Below are 17,901 nucleotides of genomic sequence, written 5' to 3'. Positions count from 1 at the left end.
CTTTTGAACCATTCGGAATGATAATATCCGCTCTTACCACTTAAATCAGTTTGATTTTTCTTGGTTTTAAGTGGTCACCTATCGGACGGTTGGTCCTGGACAAAAAAGTAAAAAAACAGCACAGCTGAAATGTGTTTCTCAGAAAAATAACCGCATCATAATGGATGAGACCTCTATTATGATGCGGCTATTATTCTTGTTTTTTTTCAGTCTCTGTGCTTATTTTTTGTATATGTTTGTTTAGGACAAACAAAAAGTCATACCAATAAGAATTGGTATGACGTATTTTGTTTGCCTTATAGTGCTTGAATTGCTGGTAAACAAGTAATATGACAGAAACAATCAAGATCGACAGTAATACAAACATCAGTTGCTACTAATTGTTTAGTTAGTTGGTCCACTGGGGAACGAGGATCTCTTTTTTGATCGAGTGGATCACGTAATAATTCCAATACTGCACAATTGGATTCATCCACGCTTTGAACACGGAAATAGAAGCTACCAAATACGTTGCAAATATCATTAACTGGAGCACCAAAACCTTTGAATGGTTTACAGTCTTTACAATAGAGAATAACTGGAACAGTATCAAGATTACTAACTGGGCCTGCTTCCCCCAATAAATCAGCTATTGATTGTTCGCACCCAGAAGTACACACTGACTCCAGGTCTGTTTGTGCGTCTGCAATCTCTCTTAATATATCAGCAACGCAATTGCCAGTATCGAATTTTTTTCCACATGACATAAATATCTTGCTCCTTCCTATATTTTAAATGACATGATTGTCACTTATAGCTTATGGTAATTGTTCGTTCCGGTGTGGGCAGATAACATAAACAACAAAAATAACAAGGAATTAGGTCCAATTAGGCGGATATCCCTAACATACATTGGGTCTGGACATAGACTAATAGCGACTTCATTTTTGATAAGAAGGAGTGAAAAGTATCATGGCAGAAGAAAAAAAGGAGAAAAAAGTTATTCATGTAAAGGATTTAGTGATTAAAGCAGAGAATGTTCATTTTGAACCTGCTCAAGCGCCAACACAGGCACCAGTACCAAATCCTGTACCAGCATCAGTTCCGGGTCCGATGCCACGTCGTCCGTTTGATGGGTTATTTGGAAGAAGACCAATGGTTCAACCAGCACCAGCAGAGCCGGTTGAAGTTCAGGATCCAACAAACACAGAAGAAGAGACTCCAGTGCAAGAGGAGTCACCAGAAGCGACAACTGAGCAAGGATCAGAGCCAGTGCAAGAAGTTCAACCAGAAGCACAGCCAGAAGCTCAACCAGTTAATCAAGTTCCACCGCGTCGCCCATTTTCATGGATTTAGAAAATCAATAAGGAGAAAAGAGAGTTGAGTTTAGGATGAAGATGAGTAAATTAGTTAAAAATATTGATATTATTGAAGATCATTTATCAAAAAACGATCGATATTTTCGTTATCCAGAACAAAAGCTCGAGTCACTATTTACTGATGTGGAGCAACAACTTGATCTTTTAGATAAAGCATTAGAAGATTGGTAAAGTGGCATATTTTTTTATGAAAAAGGGTATAGATTAGTATAAAGGAGGGATAATTCATGGGCTACATCTTACCAATTGAAAATTACCAATCAACAAATTATCACAATCGGGTCATACATCCAGATCGAGATCCATACCCAATTGAACGGTTATATCCAGTTCAATTGGATATGAGTTACAGAAATACAGCAAATCAAAATGAAGAACATCGCTTTGAACTAGTAGAGTCTGATAAGCATCTATATCCCCAACAAAAAAAGACACCAGCTCATGAAGTGCATTCCTCTATGCTAGCAGCAAAACTTCATGCGGAGATGACTGGTGTTGGAAGAGAAATCAATACCTATATCTAAAGAGATTGTATTGTTGCGTTGGACATTATAGCTGAAGAATTTACTATATTAAAAAAAGGAGAAACTCACATCATTTGGATGTATAGAGTTTCTCCTTTTTTGTATTCAGCATAAAAAATATCTTGATGGGATTTAATGTTTTGCATTTTCAATTGTTCCTCTAACCATTTTCTGTCATGTTCAATCTCACTCAAGTTATCCTCAATAATCTCACCGTCGTTAATTAAAGTGATTGGAAGAATGACTTGCTCAGGTGTTAAATTTAAATCCAACCGATTTGGGGATTGAAAATATGTTTTTTTTAAGACAGACACGGTACCGTCTGTTTCAAGTATCGCATAGTCAACTTCTTGCACCGAAAAAACATCTTTCATACGTAGTAGATGAAGCAATTCATTAATATCTATTTTATTTTTGGCCATCACTTCTCGTTGAAGTTTTCCTTTACTAATGACCATGGAAGGGCGTCCTTCCAGAAGGGCACGAGTTCCCTTGAATTTTTGTGTAACCCATTCCGTTAAATATAATAATCCTCCCCACAAAAACACCGCAAAAGCAATATAGCGAATCCCAACCTCGTCATCATATAGTGCATTACCAACTAATTCACCTAGAATAAGTGCAGAAATAAAATCGAAGGCAGTTAATTGTCGAATTTGCGTTTTTCCTAATAACTTTGTTAAAACAAATAATACGAAAAAACCAAATATTGTTTCGATAAAAATGGAACCAAAACTAAGCAGTGGAAACTCCTCCCTCTATGGTTTTAAACATACATGTTCATCTTCGACCATTTGAAGAGGATTTATACCATCTACTTTTTCATTATTTGATTAGCTTTTTTTCCATTGCGACATGTTCGATTCCCGCTTCATAAAACGGAGCTGAAGTGGTTTGATAGCCTAATCCATGATAAAAACGAAGGGCATGTGTTTGAGCATTCAGTTTAGCTTTTTTTAGTTCATGTTTTAAAAGAACTTGTTCCATTGCAATCATTAGTTGTTGACCGAAATTATTTCCACGATAGTCTTTCATTACAGATACACGCTCGATTTTTCCAGCTTGGTCAATTATTCGAATGCGTCCTGTTGCAATTGGCTGCTTATCAAGATAGCCGACAAGATGAATGGCTGTTTGGTCATGTTCATCATGTTCAATTTCGGCCGAGACTCCTTGTTCTTTAATAAAAACATTTTCGCGTACGTGAAAAGCATCCAATAGTTGTTGCTTACTTTCTACTGTAATAATTTGCATTAGGTAGTCATCCTCTATGTAAAAGTTTTTCGCCTATTATAACACGACATTCTATTCGTTTGGGAATATAGTAATAGAGATTGTTTAAAAAGTTATCAATGATAAGCACTATAATTCTTCGTTGAGCTGTTATTCTCGTTCTCATATAGGGAAAGCCTACACTCCGTTTCTTAAAACGTTCCCACCTTGACCTGGTTGCTTCTAATTCGTCGTTTTTTTGAACACGTCTTAATAGACTCCAACCTATAAAAAATAATCGCGAATAGATTGCTATCCGCGATTATTGACGGTTCTATTTATTTTGCAAAACGATGGTTACCGATTACAATTGTTACTTCTCTCGTGCGAATCCATTCGTTGGTTGCAATTCTAGGATTATAAAAATATATCGATCCTTGCCCTTGTCCACGAAAAGCCAATGCTTCTTTTACTGCTGCAATAGAATCAGCATCTGGTGTTTGATTGATTGCACCATTTTGTACTGGAGTGAATGCATAATGCCCCCCTGCTGAGCGTTCATAAATGACATTACGAACGGTGTTTGGAAATTCGGGATGATCTACTCGATTCAATACAACGGTTGCTACAGCAACTTTTCCTGCATAAGGTTCACCTTTTGCCTCTGCATGTACAAGTTGTGCCATCAAAGCTTGATCTGCAGCAGAAATGGTTGAAGGAATGGTTAATCTTTGTCCTGGGAAAATCACTGTACCTGTTAATTGATTGGCTTCTATTAAGTTAGTAACAGATACACCATGTTGATTCGCAATTTTCCATAGTGACTGACCAGAAGTAACGGTATGTGTGGAAGTAGCTCCTACTTGTGTTGGTATGAAAATTAATGCAATTGCAAGCATACTTATTATTTGAATTTTTTTAAACATCTTTTCTCCTCCTCAAAGTTGTTGTAAACTATTGCTCTATTAAAATGCTAACAGTTGTAACATACATTTTCATTAGTCTATTTATGGTAAATAGTTTACGAGAGTGAGAAACCAAGTTGTGTATAGAAGAAATTTTAACTATGTAAAAATAACCAGTTTAAATTTTTTGGATGGATGTGGCTACCTTGTTAAGGGATGGTCGCTTTGTGACAAGTGTGTCATGAGCGTTACAAAGGAAGTTGTGGAGAATGTTAGCGTGCTAGTATTAAGAAATGTGATGTTTATTTTTTTTAGAGACATTTATCTTGGTTCAACTGTTCGTAGACTACCAACTTCAAACCAACAAAAGAATCACAACTGTTTAAGTCAGAGTAACAGACGCTAGCACCCCGAATGCTTCAAAGGCCTTTAGGTCATTCTTTAAGGCTAATAATCAGTGGGGGAGTACCTAAAAAAAACCACTGATTGAAGTTTCATTTTATCCAAAATAAAAAAAAGAGACTGAAGTTTCAGTCTCTACTCTAATATAGTATTATTCAATTTTATTTAATGCTCGCCTACCAGATATATTTACGAGTATCCCCGCAGAAATGAGCGTGAATGTAAGAGAAGTTCCTCCGTAACTGATAAACGGAAGGGGAATCCCCGTAATTGGAAGCATTCCGCTGACTGCACCAAGGTTGAAAACTGTTTGTATCATAATTTGGAAAGTGATTCCTAGTGCTAACAACTTTAAATACATATCATCCACTTGTTTACTAATTTGAACCCCGCGATAAAGGATAAATAAGTAACCACCTATGACAAACAATAGCCCGAGTATCCCCAATTCCTCAACGATTACTGCCATAATAAAGTCAGTATGTGCTTCTGGCAAATAACCTAATTTTTGTACGCTATTTCCCAGTCCATTACCGGTAAATCCACTTGTTGCAATAGAAACGTAAGAATTAATAAGATGAAACCCAGATCCAGTCGGGTCATCAAAAGTAGCCCGGAAAGATGTTAATCGTAATAAACGATATGGTTGTGAAACAGCAAAATAAAAAATTCCTGCTATCGCAATGGATCCAAGTAAAAGGATATGATGAAAGCGAACCCCTGATAAAACGACAATGAGTCCACAGACCGCCATAATCAAAGTAGCTGATCCAAGGTCTGGTTGCTGCAGTATCAATAAGAATACAGCAGCTAGAATTACTAATGGTGGTAATACACCTTTTGTAAATTGATGAAGATAAGGCTGTTTTTTTGCATAAATGTAAGAAAAATAAATAATCATGAACAGTTTAACAATCTCCGATGGTTGAAAAACGAAACCGCCGTATCCAATCCACCGTTGAGCGTGGTTTCTTACTTGCCCAATTTCAGGGATGAGTACGAGAATCAATAGAATAATCGAGAGTAAAACAAGAAATGGACTCATTTTCCCTAATATACGTAAGGAAAAAAAAGCTGCAATTGTAAACAGGATTGTTCCAATCACAGCCCATTGTAATTGCCGAACAAAGAAAAAGTGACCACTTTCATTATTAAGTGAGGCCAGTGTATAACTAGAGCTATAAACCATAATGATCCCAAATATAGTTAAGGAAAAAACGGCAATAATTAGCCCATAATCAAATGTTTTCAATCTATTGCGCATGATAAAAGACCCCTTAAAATAGGATTAGCGAATTGCCTCCTCATTGCTAAACATGTAGGATTTCGTTCGTAGATGAACACTCGTGACTAAACCAAGTGCCATCATATTGGTAATTAGCGCGCTCCCTCCATAACTTATAAATGGTAGAGCGAGCCCCGTAATAGGCATTAACCCAATAGTCATGCCAATGTTTTGAAACACTTGAAAAGCAATCAAACCAATTACTCCTACACAAATATAGACACCGAATAGTGAATTTGCGTGAAAAGCAATTGTAATGATTCGGTATATCAATAAAAAGAACAAACAAACCAAAATACTTGCACCGATAAAACCGAACTCCTCGCCTATTACGGCAAAGATAAAATCTGTCTGTGCTTCAGGAATCCGTCCATTTTGCACTTGAAATCCTTGGTTATACCCAGAGCCTGTAAGTTGACCCGAACCAATTCCAAGTAAAGATTGGCGGAGTTGAAAGCCAAACCCTTGCGCATGCATCTCTGGATTTAACCATCCATAAATTCGTGGCATTTGATGACTTTTGATCACTTTAGAAAAAAGCTCAAAATGGTGAAAATATAAAAAGATTAATGTACCAAGCCCGGTGGCGGCAAGAGAAACTAATAATAAAATCATCTTAATAGAGATGCTACTAACGAATAGTAAGCCAAAAACTGCGAATGCGATCATTAAGGTAGAACCCAAATCGGGTTGTTCAAAAATTAAGTAGAGCGGTATTGCACTATAAAAAAGAACTTTCATTGTAACCCAAATACTATCTTTAAAAGATAGACGATATTTCCCAATTTTATTAAGTATCGCTGCAATGTGCAAAATGAGAAATATCTTCATAAATTCTGAAGGTTGAATGTCTGTGAAACCAAGATCTAACCAACGTTGTGCCCCTTTAAGCTCTTTTCCATAGAAATGAACCAAGATAAGTAAAATCGTTCCAATGGCATATAATGCAAGGGTCCATTTCTCAATTAGTTCAAAATCAACATAAGCAATAACGATCATAACCAAAATACCGACAACGTACCAGACAATTTGTCTTTTTACAAAGAAGGTCGGATCTCCACTAGCATATTGAGCGGAACCACTATATATTGCTAATACACTAAAAAGTAAAAAACATCCTAATAAAAATAATATTGTATAATCAATCGGTAATTTTTTTGTTTGCATATATCTGTCCTCATTTTTTAGAAGTATCTATCCCATGTACTAAATTGATGTTGAAGAGATTCATGATTATATCATTATATAATAAAATCTTTCCTCTATCATATCAAAAAAAGCACATGAATTGTTATGAAAAGAAAACTTATTTCAATGTAACCAAGCAAAGACACTTCTTCAAATAATGAAGAAGTGTCTTTACGTTTAATAATGACTCCGATTGGGCTCGAACCAACGACCTCTTGCCTGTCAAGCAAGCGCTCTCCCAGCTGAGCTACGGAATCTAAGTAGTATAGAACTTGATCTAACTATAAGCGATGAACCGAGATTCGTCAACTTTGACTTAGTTTCTCCTAGTGAAATTTTAATTTTCTAAGTACATGTGGATACCTTTCCCCATAGATCAAAAGGGAAAGAAGACCACCAATCAAAAACAACTGTACCGTTAGTATGCCAATTTTAAAAATCTACAAGGTTAATTTTTGGACTATCAACCAAATGATAGTTCTATTAAATCGATACTAGGAATAGGTATAGAAAAAGGTTTAGCAAGCTTTTGTGTTAAAAACATACAAAGTACCGTCAAAAGTTCCAATCATCGTTGTTATTAAAGAACAAATATTTATGTGAAGAAGGTGTTTTAAGATGTTTAATAGGTTTCATGGTACACTAATCGATCTAACAGGGATCATCCTATTTGGGTTAGCCGTTTATCTTCTTTCATTTAGTGATTGGATTCAATCGCTGATTAAGCTACCTTCCTCCGTTTATACGATGAGTACAATATTTTTAAGTATTCTTATTGAAGCACTTCCATTTGTGTTAATCGGCGTAATGATTGCAGGTTCGATTCAAATATTTATTACAGAAGACCATATAAGAAAATGGATGCCGAAAAATAAATTTTCGGCAGTCATTATGAGTTGCGTATTAGGTGCATGTTTTCCCGGTTGTGAATGTGGTATTGTTCCGATTACAAGGAAGTTACTTCAGAAAGGAGTACCTATTTACGCTGCGATTGGTTTTATGCTGACAGGACCATTAATCAATCCGATTGTAATTGCATCTACTTATATGGCTTTTGGAAACAGTTGGATGATGGCGATTTCTCGAATGTTATTAGGATTTTTCCTTGCTGTTATTATTGCTTCTGTTGTTAGTTTGCTTTTCCATACCAATCAATTAAAAGAAGTAATTCCTGATAAAATACCAGTTTCAAAGGGGATTCCAACTGGATTTGGTAAAAAGTTCGGGAATGCATTAAAGCATGGTGTAGATGAGTTTTTTGATATGGGAAAATATTTAATTATTGGTTGTCTTTTTGCAGCTTTTGTACAAACATATGTATCTTCAGAAAAGTTAATGGAATTGGGGGAGGGAACGGCATCTGCATCATTAGTTATGATGGGGCTAGCCTATTTACTGTCACTTTGCTCAGAAGCAGATGCTTTCGTAGCTGCATCTTTTCAACATGCTTTTCCACCAATACCTATTTTAAGCTTTCTGATTTATGGACCGATGATTGACTTAAAAAATACGCTCATGATGTTTAGTATATTCCATAAGAAATTTGTTTTCATCTTTCTACTTATTGTGACGGTGATTGTATTTGGAGGTTTGATACTTGTTCAAGGATTTTATTAAGGAGAATGACTTAATTTATAGAGGGAGGAATCTAAATGCATTTTCATTTACGTCATGCACTAAGAGCTATTATTTTACTGTTGTTCGTACTCCTCATTTTGCATCTGCATCTGAATGGTGATCTATTCAAATTAATTAATCCAAAATATGAGCGCTTAAGTGCATTGGGAGGAATTATTTTCATTATATTATTTGTTCTTCAGATTCAACAGATCTGGACAACAAATAAAGCCGATGATCATCATTGCCATGAGCATTGTCATCAGCATGATCATGATTCCTCCGTTTGGAAACGGACGATTGCTTATTTAATTATCATGCTACCATTATTTACAGGGTTTGTATTACCATTCGCTACATTAGATGCGTCGATTGCATCGAATAGAGGAGTGATGTTATCGCTAACGAATCATGCGAGGGCTAGTAGTCTGAATCGTGATGTGGAAGTTGAACTTCCACCGGATCCAATGCAGAATCAGGAGAGAGAGCATTTTTATGATACCCCTGCTGATCCTAACCTTTATTCAAATACGATATCAAAAGAGGAACACCAAGTGATCATTGAAAATTTGAAAACAGTCGATTCGATTACGATGAATGATCAAGTATATGCTACCTATTTTGATGAAATAAATCATGATATCGAAATGTTCATCGATCGAGAGATTACATTGAAAGGCTTTGTTTATAAAGACGAGGAATTAGAAGAAAATCAAGTCGTAATTGGCAGATTTCTAATTACACATTGTATTGCTGATGCAAGTTTTATCGGTTTTCTATCGGAAGTAGAAAATGCATCTCTATTAGCAGAAGATATGTGGGTTGAAGTAACAGGTACCCTCCAGCTAATTGAATATAAAGGAATTCAGTTACCTACAATTAAGGGGGCGGAATGGAATAAAATTGTACAACCAGAACAACCCTATGTATATCCACATACAATACAAATACGATGAAATCTCTCCTCTAAATAGAAAAAAACACTTATTCTAAGGATTCATGAAATCCGTAATAAGTGTTTTTATTTGAAAACAAGTATTAATACGACAGAATGACGTCATCATCTGTGTTATTTCCAATGGATTTTATTTCAATGAGTAATTTATGCGGTAAACTAACGATCGTTTCGCCCGGTCTGCTCTTCCAACCCATATTAACCCCTACCTGATGAGGGGTATTGTCGTGTCGGATCCGAATTCGTTCATCTTCAATTTCGACAAGGTTGTACTGATCTCCATCGCCTTCGATTCTATATTCAGAATTTCCTTCATGACCTGATAAAGTCACTTCATGTATTACTTCTCCATCTCGACTAATAACTGCAATAATATCATCACCTTCATTATAGGTGTTAGTCATTGAAAAAACGGTAAGAGGAACAAAAGAGATTGTGATTAAAAATAATATTACAACAACATCTAAAGGTTTCATTATTTTTAGCATATTTCGCATAGAAAAAAACCCTTTCTACTTAGTAAGAGTTGAAAATTCTTTAAGATAGATTAAGTATAACATGTTTTTTAAATTGGATGTCAAAAAAGCCACTAAATGATACAGAGTAGCTTGTTTGCACGTTATTCACCAGGAAAAAAAGCTTTGACACAAGTGGAAAATTCATTGGTATAGTTATTTCTAAAATCCCCGTAATTACCAGCTACTTATGAAAAGGTGAATAAGAAAAATAGGAACTCCCTATTAATAAACGAAAAGGTTACTAATGTATAAAAAACCCAAAATTGCAGAAAATTGTTGAAAAAGATCTTTTTATGTCATATAATTAATCACACATTAAGAATGATTAAGAGATCTTTGATAATTTAATATGAATAAACGAAAAAGGCAAACTATTTGAAAAAATAGGACGCAAAGTTACGGGTCTAAGGGATTCTGTTATTTCCTATTGATCGCCGGATCACCAAATTTTTCAATAAGCTTTGCTATTTGGCTAGTTCTATGTATGTATAGAACTAGCCTTTTTTATTTTTTTTGCATGTATTTCCAAGACAATCAATGAAAAACATCACAGAACAAAAGGAGATAAGAAAATGAAAAATGTAAAAATGAATAATAAGCTTATTATTATGTTTGTATTAACTGGGTTCATTCCGCTTTTTATTTTGAGCTTAGTTGTGCAAGATTATGTTGCAAAGCAAATGACAGAAGATGCCTTAGCAAAAAATACATTATTTTTATCATTAAAAAGAGATGAAATTAACGATTATTATCAAGGACGAAACGCCGATGGCATTGTTTTAAGTAAAATACCAGAAATGTATCAAGGATTAGAAGCTTTTGAAGAATTCTCAGAGAACTCTTCAGAGTGGGAAGAATTTTATCTTCAAATAGAAGAAATACTCTCGACGGCTGTTATAGAATATCGATTATTAGATATTTATCTCACGGATGCAAGCGGAGAAGCAGTAGTAGCTACTAGATATAAAGAGGAAATCGAAGGAGAAAATTTTTCAGATCGACATTATATTCAAACAGCTTTAAATGGTGAACAAGTTTGGTCTGAATTGTTTTATTCAGAATTCATCGATAATAATACGATTGTATTATCGACTCCAGTGTATCGTGGATCAGGTTCGAACCAAGTGTTTGGAACGATCAATATTTTGATTGATCAAACGGAAATGGATCATATCGTTCATAGTGGGATTGGTCAAATTGGTGAAAGTGCGGATGCATATATTGTCGATCAGAATGGATTATTATTAACCAATACAATGCTGGGTGACTATGCAGAAAATGCAGCGATGAATGAGCATATTGACACTAAAGCTATCAGAGAGATCGGAGTAGCAATTGAAAATCAAGATAACGATTTTTCTTTTGCAGAAATATATGATGATTACCTAAATAACTCTGTTTTGGGTAGCGCGGGATTTGTTCACATTGGGAATACGTCTGCGGCATTGATTGTGGAGATTGATGAAGACGAGGCGCTAAGCAGTATCATTGTCATAAGAGCAATCGCCTTTTCCATTCTAGGATTTGCCTCAATCATTGGTTTAATCACTGCCTTCTTTGTAGCTAAAACGATAAGTAAACCGATTAAAAAAATTGTTGGAAGTTCCAATGTAATTGCCGACTTAGATATTCGTGAAGATATTCCAAGCAAATTGGTAACTCGGAAGGATGAAGTAGGAGACATATCAAAAGCGTTACAAACGATTATTGAGAATTTACGTGATATGATCAACCATGTTTCCAATTCTTCTGAGATGGTGGCAGCATCATCAGAAGAGTTGACTGCTGCAGCTCAACAGTCAGCTAGCAATACTGAAGAAGTTGCTCGTACCATTGAGGAGATTGCCAATGGTGCTACCGAACAAGCAAGTACCTCTGAAACAGGTTCTCAAAAAGCACTTCAACTTGGTGAAATTGTGGTGAAAGATCAGGAATACGTAAGAGAAGTCACCAAAGCTTCGAGAAGAGTAAACCAGGTTGTAGAAGAAGGTTTGCAAGAGATAGAATCACTATCAGAAATCACGAAACAAAGCAGTAAAGGAACAAACCAAGTTCAAGAAAGTATTTTACAAACAAATGAGAGTGCGAAAAAGATAAGCCAAGCGAGCAAAGTAATTTCAGATATTGCTGATCAAACGAATTTACTTGCCTTAAATGCAGCGATTGAAGCAGCTCGTGCAGGTGAAGCCGGAAAAGGGTTCTCAGTTGTTGCAGATGAAATCAGAAAACTTGCTGAGCAATCCTCATCATCAACCAAAACGATTGATGATGTCGTCAGTGAACTGTACGACAATTCTAATGCAGCGGTTGATATCATGGGGAAAGTATCAACTATTCTGGACGAACAAGTAATCAGTGTGAAGAAAAATAAAGAAAAATTTGAAAGCATTGATCTAGCAATGGAAGAAGTTGATCAAGTGGTAGACAAATTGCAACTATCTGGTGCTGAAGTAGAAAAGATGAAAGAAGCTATTGTAGATACATTACTAAATCTGTCTAGTATTGCTGAACAGAATTCAGCTTCTACTCAACAGGTGAGTGCATCTATGGAAGAAGAAACAGCTACTGTTGGTGAAATTGCAAATGCCAGTATAGGATTATCAAACTTGGTAGAAAATCTACAATCCGTAATTGCTAAGTTCAAATTTTAACTTTTTCAATTATACAAAACACCTGTCAACCTTGTTCTCAAGAGCATGGTTAGAAACAGGTGTTTTTTATTGCGAAATATTACCTGTTAACTATCTGCTCAACAGGGTAGTGATGAATAAGTACAAACATACTACATCAAGTTAAACTTTCAAAAAAAAAAGAGGATGGAGACAAATAAAGATCCCTGTTAATAATCACTTCTAGATTTGTTAATCAGTGTATAAATACTAATGATGTAACTAAAATAGTTAAAAAACGACTAATTTTATATATGAATAATGAAGGAGTGCTATTAAATGGACCGAAAAAGAAAATATAGAATAATGATATTTTGTTTTATCAGTGTATTGTTCGTATTAGTAGGGTGTGGACAAACCATAAACACTGGTGGTGATGGTGATAGTGCGAATTCTTCTAGCCAAAGCGATTGGGAACTAGGTGAAGGGGAATTACCTAATCAAATAGGCGAGCAAATTGAGATTGAAGATATGTTAACTGATTTATCATCAGAGGGTTTATTTGACAGTAGTGTAAGATTAGCAGAAAAAACAGGTGATAACCCACCTACTGGGAAGTGGTTCATCCATGAAGGAGAAGGGGAATTCGGGTATGGTCTAACTAGTGGAACTGCTAAACCAGGAGATGAATTCTCGGTTCGTATAATTGGTCATGAAGCCGATGGAGTTGAATTTCATCGCTCGGTTAGGGTTCAACTGACATCACTAGTTGGTGATTATGAACAAGATGAACTTTTCGTTGATGAGACTGTCTATCTTGAAAAAATAACAAAAGAGGAGAATGTATTTTCAGGAACGCTTCCAGAGGGTGAGAACGCTCATTACCTTCTTCGTGTTGAAATTTTAGACGATGAAGGGATGGTTGAAGATTCAAGGCTTTCTTTGATTTACGTACCCGCAGAAGAAATGAATGTATCGATGTATTTAGATCAAGATGTTTACGATGTAGAAGATTCAGAAGCTATGCTCACCTTAGAAAATTTTGGGCCGACTATACTATTTTTGAGTATGCATTACTCGATAGAGAAACGAATAGAAGGTACTTGGCGTGTTGTACCACTTGATTTAGCGTTTATTGAAATTGCAATTCACTTAGGTGTTGGTGGAACGCATGATCAATCTGTTGATTTAACAGAATTGGACGAGGGGGAGTACCGTGTAATCAAGAATGTAGGAGCAGAAAATATGAATGATCTTGAAGCGACTTTGGCAGCAGAGTTTATCATTGAATAATACAGTTATGATTGAAAAAACAGTTAGTTGTTCTTCTAACGAAAACAACTAACTGTTTTTTTCGAAGCAACCGTCCGTAAGACTCCCATTTCACAACAACAAGAATACCAAGTTGTTTCAGTGGGAGTAGCGGACGCCTAGCACCCTGAATGGTTCAAGGGCCTTTAGGGCTAACAATCAGTGGGGGATAACTAAAAACCCACGCTGATTGAAGTTTCACTTTATTCTATTAAGATTTTGGCTATACTAGGGTGTTTATAGCTGTTTTCTATCAGTACAAAGCTTATGCAGCACTTCCACTTTAATAAGCAGAGAAAATAAAGGTCAAAGTATTGATACTTTAGAAATTCGGATTTTTTTATAAAAAAGTTATTATATAATTACTCTACATGAAAGCCAAAGAAATAGTTTTCTTATCAAAAAAATCGATGTGTTTTTTAGAATAGGAATGAACAAAAAAAGTATAAGAAAATTGAAAATTATCGTGACGTATTTTATCGATAAATGCTATAATTAATAAAAAGATTGGAGGTGAAGAAAATGGAAAAAATGTTAAAAGAAATTGTACACGAGGTCAAATTATTAAATATAGGGATTGTAAACATGAACAAGAAAATGGATAACATGGAAAGTCAGATGGGCAAAATGGAGATCAGAATGAATAACATGGAGAATGGAATCCAAACTATTTACGATGATTTGACTGGTATTCATGGAGACGTAACAACTATTCATAGTGAAATAGGCGGCATTCATGGAGATGTAGGCAATATTCATAGTGAAATAAATGGCATTCATGGAGATGTAGGCAGTATTCATAGTGAAATAAATGGCATTCATGGAGATGTAGGCAGTATTCATAATGAAATAGGCGGCATTCATGGAGATGTAGGCAGTATTCATAATGAAATAGGCGGCATTCATGGAGATGTGGGCAGTATTCATAGTGAAATAAGCGGCATTCATGGAGATGTAGGCAGTATTCACAATGAAATAGGCGGCATTCATGGAGATGTGGGCAGTATTCATAGTGAAATAGGCGGCATTCATGGAGATGTAGGCAGTATTCATAATGAAGTGGGCGGCATTCATGGAGATATAGGCAGTATTCACAATGATATTGATCAACTAAAACAAGGTCAAGCTCGTTTAGAAGAAAATCAAAGACAAATGCAATCTAACATAATTGAGAACATAGGAATGTTTACAGATAAAATAACAGAAGATATAGATAGAAAAACAGAAGTGTTAAATAAAAGAGTTTTTCAGTTAGAATGCTCGATGGAAGGTTTAATGGCTGAATAAACTAAATAACTTCAATAGAAATTCCTCCATAGTACATTTATCCTCCTATACTGGATCTTCATACAAATACCACTAATACAAGTAACCTTTAAAAGGGTGCCACCTCATGGCATCCTTTTTTCCTTTATCCGGAGCAACCGTCCGTAAGACTCCTGCTTCAAAAAATTGAGAATATCAAGTTGTTTACCTGGGAGTAAGGGAGGCTAGCACCCCCAAGGCTTCAAGGGCTTTTAGGTGATCCTTTGGAACCAACAATCAGTAGGGAATACCTAAAAACTCCCACTGATTGAAGTTTCACTTTATCATTAAATTAATTATCATGTGTAAAACTAAGTAAGCTTCTAATGCATTAGTTATTATTGATTTGTTTTTTGTGGGAAATAAAAAAGATGCAGGGGACGGTATTTCTTCCCCTGAATCATCGTGTGTAGCATTAAAGGATGTATTTTTCTACTATTTTAGCCACACCGTCATTCATGTTTGAATCTGTAACGATGTCAGCGATTTTTTTAATATCTTCTGGCGCATTCCCCATTGCAACACCAAGGCCAGCAAATTCAATCATTTCTTGGTCGTTGTAGCTATCTCCGATTGCTATAACCTCTTCCTGTTTAATGCCACAAAGTTGAATCAAGTGGTCTAAACTTGTTCCTTTTGTAACCCCTTTTTCTGTGAACTCAAGGAAAAACGGCTTCGAGCGCATGACACTAAATTCTTCTGCTAATTCCTTTTGAAGTTTTGTTTCCACAAGCTTCATTTTGTCTGGTTCACCGACCATTAAAACTTTAACGGGCTGTTCTATTATGTGATCCATAAATTTTGTAACCACTTTGATTGGAAGTCCTGTAATTTCCGATTCAATCGTTGTAAAAGGATTTTCATTCTCGGTGATAATATCATCGCCAATGTAAGTATGAACATAAACCCCTTCTCTTCGGCTAAGCTCATAAATTCTTTCTACTGCTTTAGCAGCTAAGGTACTGCTAAAGATTTCTTCCTTTGATTGAAAGTTTATGATTTTTCCTCCATTAAAAGAAAGAATAAAGCTCCCGTGATCGGCTAAGGCGAGTTCGTCTGCCACAGCATTCATTCCGAATGTTGGACGTCCGGATGCAAGGACTACCTTAACTCCCTGCTCTTGTGCTTTCATAAGGGCTTGCTTGGTACGATCAGAAATAGAATGATCGTCACGTAGTAATGTATCATCCAAATCTAACACAATCATTTTATATGACATTTGTATTGTCCCCTTTTTTCAACAGTAACTTACATTTTACTAAATTTTCGTAGGAAAAGGTAGTTAATCTATGAAAAAAGTTTGTTCAATTAAAGTAAGCTATCCTTTTCGACAAAAACCGGGCGGTGACAGGCACTTTATTTACCGCAACACTTTTTGTGTTTTTTTCCACTTCCACACGGGCATGGGGCATTGCGTCCGACTTTTTTTGCTGTATTTAGTTGTACAACGTTATTTTTCGTGGAACGTTTTGGTGGTCTTCTTGAGGATAATGGAGAAATTTCGCTCGGCATATATCCTTTTAATTGCCACTGTCTAGTTCCATTTTGTGCTGCCATTACTAATTCGGCTAATTGTTTGAAAGACTCTACATCATTAAACGCAAGATGAGTTTGCAAATAATTTAATCCACTAGTTGGTTTTTCAGAAGTATTCGTTATCGTAATTAATTTATCAATATGCTCATTTATTTCATGCTCACTTAAATGGAACGTATTTTTCATATAACGGATTAATTGCATCATTGGGGCGGTAATATCAAGGTAATTCTCTACTCCAGCCGCTAATAGCTGTTTACGGGTGAAAGGATAATAGTCAATGGTACTGCGACTGTTTTGTTGATGGATCAAGCCATCAACATCGTAAACACGCGTATCAATGAAGAAAGAACGATCCCATGCAATATGTTCATAATAGCTGCTTGCACTGTGAATGACAGAAAAAAAATCACCCGCATCAAAATCGAATGATGTCATAGATTTGACTCGTTCTACTAGGTTGTTTATTTTTAGTACGCCATAATAATAAAGCATTCCTTGTGTTAGACGAATCCATTCTTCATTCCGCTTTGCTTTTAACTCGATATCTTTTCGGTTATAATTTTTGAGTCTATCAATTAATTCTTGTGGCATGATTAGTACCTTCTTTTCATTAATCATCCCTGGAAATACAACTCCGTATCTTCTTAATGTATCAATTTTCTTTAAAGGTAGTTGATCTTCCATTTCGATAATTCCCTCATACTCCATAAGAATATCAATGATTTGCAAACGCTCTTGATCAATAACATCAATAAATTTATTGATTCGATTAGGAATTCTTTCGACAAGTTCGTCAATCAAATCAGCTTTTTTTAACGAACTGACTCCCGTAATTTCTAAACCTCTTCGAATATAATCCAGTTCTACCTTTGTTAACTGCTCTAATAGTGCATGAAAACTCATAGAAGGAGATAGGTTTCGCCATAATTTCTGTTCTTGCTTTTCTTTAATTTCCAAAAGCGTGGTCAAACTCCACCGTCTTTAGACGGTATCCGCTTTTAGCCTTATCTTTTGATGTCCATACTTAAGGTACGAGGTGAAAAAAGTATGGGTGGATATAAAAAGAATAGTCATGCAGTGTATGATATTAAGTATCATGTGATCTGGGTAACCAAATATCGATACAAGGTATTGCACGGTCAAATTGCGATGAGAACGAGAGAGTTAATTAGA

18 protein-coding genes, 1 tRNA gene and 1 riboswitch are annotated in these 17,901 nt (G+C 35.6%); of the genes, 9 read left to right on the top strand and 10 right to left on the bottom strand.

Going from position 1 to position 17,901, the window contains the following annotated elements; all coding sequences use genetic code 11:
- Positions 1-296: 296 nt before the first annotated feature.
- The gene (locus tag OWO01_RS11830) at positions 297-746 is read right to left on the bottom strand and encodes a CotY/CotZ family spore coat protein (RefSeq protein ID WP_268780663.1); all 450 of its coding nucleotides are present in this window, start codon (positions 744-746) and stop codon (positions 297-299) included.
- Positions 747-951: 205 nt separating this feature from the next.
- On the opposite strand from OWO01_RS11830, the gene OWO01_RS11825 reads away from it, so the two are divergent.
- From OWO01_RS11825 to OWO01_RS11815, 3 genes are read left to right on the top strand one after another with little or no spacing between them, the layout of a single operon-like run.
- Positions 952-1,335 (top strand): hypothetical protein, encoded by a 384-nt coding sequence (locus OWO01_RS11825; RefSeq protein ID WP_268780662.1) that lies wholly within the window; start codon positions 952-954, stop codon positions 1,333-1,335.
- Between the two features lie 41 nt (positions 1,336-1,376).
- Entirely contained in the window at positions 1,377-1,529 is a 153-nt protein-coding gene (locus tag OWO01_RS11820) for a hypothetical protein (RefSeq protein ID WP_268780661.1), read from the top strand.
- A 56-nt stretch (positions 1,530-1,585) separates the two neighbouring features.
- On the top strand, positions 1,586-1,882 hold the full coding sequence (locus OWO01_RS11815; protein ID WP_268780660.1) for a hypothetical protein: 297 nt from the start codon (positions 1,586-1,588) through the stop codon (positions 1,880-1,882).
- A gap of 65 nt (positions 1,883-1,947) precedes the next feature.
- Here OWO01_RS11815 and OWO01_RS11810 read toward each other — a convergent pair whose 3' ends face one another.
- The 6 genes from OWO01_RS11810 to OWO01_RS11785 all read right to left on the bottom strand — a co-directional run bounded on the left by OWO01_RS11810 (position 1,948) and on the right by OWO01_RS11785 (position 7,131).
- Positions 1,948-2,601, bottom strand: a complete 654-nt coding sequence (locus OWO01_RS11810) for a DUF421 domain-containing protein (RefSeq protein ID WP_336284146.1) — start codon at positions 2,599-2,601, stop codon at positions 1,948-1,950.
- A 106-nt stretch (positions 2,602-2,707) separates the two neighbouring features.
- Positions 2,708-3,136: a GNAT family N-acetyltransferase gene (locus OWO01_RS11805; protein WP_268780659.1), complete on the bottom strand. Its 429-nt coding sequence runs from the start codon at positions 3,134-3,136 to the stop codon at positions 2,708-2,710.
- Positions 3,137-3,432: 296 nt separating this feature from the next.
- Positions 3,433-4,020 (bottom strand): cell wall hydrolase, encoded by a 588-nt coding sequence (locus OWO01_RS11800; protein WP_418936219.1) that lies wholly within the window; start codon positions 4,018-4,020, stop codon positions 3,433-3,435.
- A 532-nt stretch (positions 4,021-4,552) separates the two neighbouring features.
- Complete coding sequence (gene ftsW, locus OWO01_RS11795) at positions 4,553-5,665, bottom strand: putative lipid II flippase FtsW (RefSeq protein ID WP_268780658.1); 1,113 nt, start codon at positions 5,663-5,665, stop codon at positions 4,553-4,555.
- Between the two features lie 24 nt (positions 5,666-5,689).
- The gene (gene rodA, locus OWO01_RS11790; protein ID WP_268780657.1) at positions 5,690-6,853 is read right to left on the bottom strand and encodes a rod shape-determining protein RodA; all 1,164 of its coding nucleotides are present in this window, start codon (positions 6,851-6,853) and stop codon (positions 5,690-5,692) included.
- A 205-nt stretch (positions 6,854-7,058) separates the two neighbouring features.
- Positions 7,059-7,131, bottom strand: a tRNA-Val gene (locus OWO01_RS11785).
- Between the two features lie 361 nt (positions 7,132-7,492).
- On the opposite strand from OWO01_RS11785, the gene OWO01_RS11780 reads away from it, so the two are divergent.
- Both OWO01_RS11780 and OWO01_RS11775 read left to right on the top strand, forming a co-directional pair.
- Positions 7,493-8,491: a permease gene (locus OWO01_RS11780; protein ID WP_268780656.1), complete on the top strand. Its 999-nt coding sequence runs from the start codon at positions 7,493-7,495 to the stop codon at positions 8,489-8,491.
- Positions 8,492-8,526: 35 nt separating this feature from the next.
- Positions 8,527-9,447, top strand: coding sequence for a TIGR03943 family putative permease subunit (locus OWO01_RS11775; protein ID WP_268780655.1), 921 nt, complete (start codon positions 8,527-8,529; stop codon positions 9,445-9,447).
- Between the two features lie 82 nt (positions 9,448-9,529).
- Here OWO01_RS11775 and OWO01_RS11770 read toward each other — a convergent pair whose 3' ends face one another.
- Positions 9,530-9,943, bottom strand: a complete 414-nt coding sequence (locus OWO01_RS11770; protein WP_268780654.1) for a NusG domain II-containing protein — start codon at positions 9,941-9,943, stop codon at positions 9,530-9,532.
- A 376-nt stretch (positions 9,944-10,319) separates the two neighbouring features.
- Positions 10,320-10,411: riboswitch (cyclic di-GMP riboswitch) on the top strand.
- Between the two features lie 125 nt (positions 10,412-10,536).
- Between OWO01_RS11770 and OWO01_RS11765 the strand changes: the two genes are divergently transcribed.
- The 3 genes from OWO01_RS11765 (at position 10,537) to OWO01_RS11755 (ending at position 15,171) form a co-directional block, all read left to right on the top strand.
- A complete protein-coding gene (locus tag OWO01_RS11765; RefSeq protein WP_268780653.1) occupies positions 10,537-12,615 on the top strand; it encodes a methyl-accepting chemotaxis protein in 2,079 nt (692 codons plus the stop codon).
- Between the two features lie 297 nt (positions 12,616-12,912).
- Positions 12,913-13,866, top strand: coding sequence for an immunoglobulin-like domain-containing protein (locus tag OWO01_RS11760; protein WP_268780652.1), 954 nt, complete (start codon positions 12,913-12,915; stop codon positions 13,864-13,866).
- 540 nt (positions 13,867-14,406) lie between these two features.
- The gene (locus OWO01_RS11755; RefSeq protein ID WP_268780651.1) at positions 14,407-15,171 is read left to right on the top strand and encodes a hypothetical protein; all 765 of its coding nucleotides are present in this window, start codon (positions 14,407-14,409) and stop codon (positions 15,169-15,171) included.
- A 433-nt stretch (positions 15,172-15,604) separates the two neighbouring features.
- Here OWO01_RS11755 and OWO01_RS11750 read toward each other — a convergent pair whose 3' ends face one another.
- Positions 15,605-16,408 carry a Cof-type HAD-IIB family hydrolase gene (locus OWO01_RS11750; RefSeq protein ID WP_268780650.1) on the bottom strand — a complete coding sequence of 268 codons (804 nt, stop codon included), beginning with the start codon at positions 16,406-16,408 and terminating at the stop codon, positions 15,605-15,607.
- 137 nt (positions 16,409-16,545) lie between these two features.
- Positions 16,546-17,685, bottom strand: coding sequence for a YecA family protein (locus OWO01_RS11745; protein WP_268780649.1), 1,140 nt, complete (start codon positions 17,683-17,685; stop codon positions 16,546-16,548).
- Between the two features lie 90 nt (positions 17,686-17,775).
- On the opposite strand from OWO01_RS11745, the gene OWO01_RS11740 reads away from it, so the two are divergent.
- On the top strand, positions 17,776-17,901 hold a 126-nt coding region (locus OWO01_RS11740; protein ID WP_268780697.1), incomplete at its 3' end, for a transposase.

The organism is Natronobacillus azotifigens (assembly GCF_026805325.1).
Lineage (GTDB): Bacteria > Bacillota > Bacilli > Bacillales > Amphibacillaceae > Natronobacillus > Natronobacillus azotifigens.
The sequence above is the reverse complement of the archived record's forward strand: the minus strand, read 5'-3'. Positions and strand labels throughout refer to the sequence as shown.